This window comes from Azospirillum sp. B506 (assembly GCF_000333595.1).
Lineage (GTDB): Bacteria > Pseudomonadota > Alphaproteobacteria > Azospirillales > Azospirillaceae > Azospirillum.
In genome coordinates this window covers 1-3,611 of sequence record NZ_BADK01000813.1, presented here as the reverse complement: position 1 = coordinate 3,611, position 3,611 = coordinate 1, and the positions used below count along the sequence as shown (strand labels likewise).

Below are 3,611 nucleotides of genomic sequence, written 5' to 3'. Positions count from 1 at the left end.
CGACGAACGGCGCCAGCTCATCGTCACAGCGTTCCATTGCCCGGCGGAGCACCTAGCTCACTGCAGGCCGAACATCATGCCCATGCCGGCCCATTGCCATCCCTGGCCGGGAAAAACCATGACAAGGCGGCCGCCGGTGGCGGAACTGCCGCGATGCATCCCTTCGCCGGACAGCAGCCGGCGGCGCAGATCGTCCTGGCCGATGCCGGCGACGGCGGCCCGATGGACGAAATGGCTGCGGTGCCGCGCGGCGGAAAAGGCAATATCGGCCGCCGGTATATCTGGATGATCCCGCCACCAGCCCGCGACATCGCGCACCCGCTGATCGCAGGCGGCCTCGTCCCGGCCCGACAGGGGCAGCAGCAGGGGAGCTTCAACCGCGACCTGCCCGCCAAGCCGGTCCCAGGCGACATCGCAGCCGCGTTCATAAAGGGCAGCCAGTGTGTCGACGGCGCCATCCCGCCCGTCCGCCTCGCGCGTCAGGGTCGGGAAATGGCCGGCCGGACGGTGGCCGGCGGTGGCCAAGGTTTCCTCGATGGCGCGGCCGAACACCGGGTCCGGACCGATCTCCAGAAAGGCCGGTCCGGCAGCCAACCCGGCGATGCGGGTGACGGCATCGGCGAAGCGCACGGGATCGCACAGATTGCGGACCCAATGGTCGGCGCCGGACTCCTCGCCGTCCAGCAGATCGCCGGTGGTGGTCGAAACCAGCGGAACGGCACCACGCCGCGGCCGGATGCCAGCCAGTGCCTGCCGCAACGGATCGCGCAGCACCGCCATCGCCGGTCCGTGGGAGGCAAAGGCGATATTGACCCGGCCGGCCCGGATGCCCCGTTCCTTCAGCACCGCCAGCAGATGGGTCAGCGCATCGGCCGCGCCGGTCACCAGCGTCGATTGTGGACTGTTGCTGCCGGCCCAATGCAGAGTCCGGCCGTCGACCAGATCGGCGAAGCGTTCGGGTGCCGCGGCGATGACCGCCATGCCGCCGCCGGCCACCCCGGCAGTGAGCCGGCCGCGGGCAACGATCAGCCGGGCGGCATCATCCAGGTCCAGGATGCCGGCGGTATGGGCCGCCGCCACTTCGCCCACGCTATGGCCAATCACCAGATCCGGTGCGATCCCCCAGGCGCGCCACAGCGCCGTCAGCGCCGTTTGGAAGGCGAACAGCACGGGCTGGACCACATCGGCCCGGTGGAGGCGGGCCTGTTCCGGCGGACCGGCCAGCTCAGTCAGGACCGACCAGCCGGCATGGCGTTCGATGGCCGCCGATACCGCTTCCAGGGCGGCCCGGAAGATCGGCTCCTCCGCCATCAGCCGTCGGCCCATTCCGGGCATCTGGCCGCCGTGGCCGGGATACAGGAACACGATCGGCGGCCGGGGGCCCGCCGGTACCGCTCCGCCATCCGAAGCCAGGGCGGCGAGCAGCCGGTCGGCCATGGCACGCGGATCGGCCGCCCGGAACACCCGGCGCACCGCATCGTCCCGGTTCCGGCTTCCCTGATCCTGGGCCATGGCACGCGCACACACGGCGCGCAGCGCTGCGGCATCGGCGCATCCTGCCACCGCCGACAGGATGGCCTGAACCGCGGCGCGCAGGCCATCTCCGTCGGGGGCGGACAGCGGCAGCATGATCTCGCCGGCCGGGACGGTGCCTTCGACCAGGACATGGGCGTTGGTGCCGGTGAAGCCGAAGGAGCTGACCCCGGCCAGCGGTGGCCGTGCCGGATTGGGCCACGGGGTGGCGGCCCCCTGCACCGCCAGGCCCAGCGTGTCGAAAGGAATGGCCGGGTTCGGCCGTTCCAGATGCAGGCTGGCCGGCAGCAGGCCATGGCGCATCGCCAGCACGACCTTGATCAGGCCGACGACGCCGGCCGCCGCCTCCAGATGGCCGATATTGGTCTTGACCGAGCCGATGCGCAGCGCCTGTTCCGGCGGCCTGCCACGGCCGAGCACGGCGCCCAGCGCCCCCGCCTCGATCGGATCGCCCAAAGCGGTGCCGGTGCCATGTGCCTCGACATACTGGATATCTTGCGGATCGACCCCGGCCCGCGCGCAGGCTTCGCGCAGCATGGCTTCCTGCGCATTGGGATTGGGCGCGGTGAAGCCGTTGGAAAAGCCGTCATTATTGACCGCGGACCCGCGGATCAGCCCATGCACGGTGTCGCCATCGGCCAGTGCCCGCGACAGGCGTTTCAGCATGACGATGGCGCCGCCTTCGCCGCGGACATAGCCGTTCGCGCGGTGATCGAACGCCTTACACCGGCCATCCGGCGCCATGCCGCCGAATTTCGACATGACGACCGTGCCGTAGGGCGACAGGATCAGATTGACGCCGCCGGCCAGTGCCACATCGCTTTCGCCGTCGCGCAGGCTGCGGCAGGCCAGATGGATGGCGACCAGCGAGGATGAACAGGCGGTATTGACCGTCATCGCCGGCCCTTGCAGGCCCAGGGCATAGGCGATGCGGCCGGCGATGGCGCTGGTATCCTGGCCGGTGCCGGTATGCTGCTGGATATGGCCGGTGTCCGTCCCGCGCAGCCGGGCGTAATCGCTCCACATCGCGCCCATGAAGATGCCGGTCCGGCTGCCCCGCAGGCTGGCGGGCAGGGTTCCACCCTCCTCGACAGCTTCCCAGGCCAGTTCCAGGGCAAGCCGCTGCATCGGGTCGGTTTCCACCGCCTCGCGCGGCGAAATGCTGAAGAACCGGGCATCGAACCCATCAATCTGATCCAGGAAGCCGCCCCAGCGCGTGTTCATGTGGCCGGGGACGGTGCGGTCCTCGTCGAAATAGGCGTTCAGCGGCCAGCGTGATGCCGGCACCTCGGTTATGGCATCGATGCCGTTGCGCAGCAGATCCCAGAAACTTTCGGGCGACGCCACGCCGCCCGGCAGGCGGCAGGCCATCCCGACGATGGCGATCGGTTCATCCGCGGCAGCCGCTGCCGGCAATGTTCCCACCAGCGCCGTGCCATCCGGCCGGGAGCCGGCGGCAAGAAAGGCGGCCAGCGACGACAGGGTGGGATATTGCCACAGCAGGATTGCCGGTAGTGGCCGCCCCAGCCTTTCCGCAATCGCGGCGGCCAGACCGGTTGCACGCAGGGAGTCGAGGCCGAGATCGCGGAACCGAGTGGCGGGATCGATCTCGCCGCTCGGCAAGTCCAGGATGCGGCCGAGTTCGGCGCGCAACCAGCCTTCGATTGACTGACGACCGGATGACTGGTCAGTGGGGGAAGCCGCGGAATGCATGTCAGCGGTCCGGATGGGACAATTGCCCGCACATCCGGACCTGCGGGGCAAATGTCAGTGACAGAACGCCAATTGAAAGGCTCAGTATTTTCCGCACGTTGCCCCCGCTAATACGAGAAAGGTGAAAATATTTACGAACATGACAAGAATGCATCTGTCAAAAATCTACCTATTTCATGTGTTTTTGGGTGGATGTCTAGAATTAACCATTGCGCATTCCTGGACCTGATGGAGTGACATCATAACAACTAAAAATTGTATATGATATATGTTATTTCATTTAACAGACATATTGAGACGGAATCAACAAGCTTTTGCTTGCTATTTTCCTGATGATTATCCCGTTAATCGGGATTAAGATCACT

General features: G+C 66.9%; 1 protein-coding gene. It reads right to left on the bottom strand.

Going from position 1 to position 3,611, the window contains the following annotated elements; all coding sequences use genetic code 11:
- Positions 1–57: 57 nt before the first annotated feature.
- Positions 58–3,186 carry a type I polyketide synthase gene (locus tag I71_RS25425; protein WP_049976326.1) on the bottom strand — a complete coding sequence of 1,043 codons (3,129 nt, stop codon included), beginning with the start codon at positions 3,184–3,186 and terminating at the stop codon, positions 58–60.
- Between the last annotated feature and the right edge of the window lie 425 nt (positions 3,187–3,611).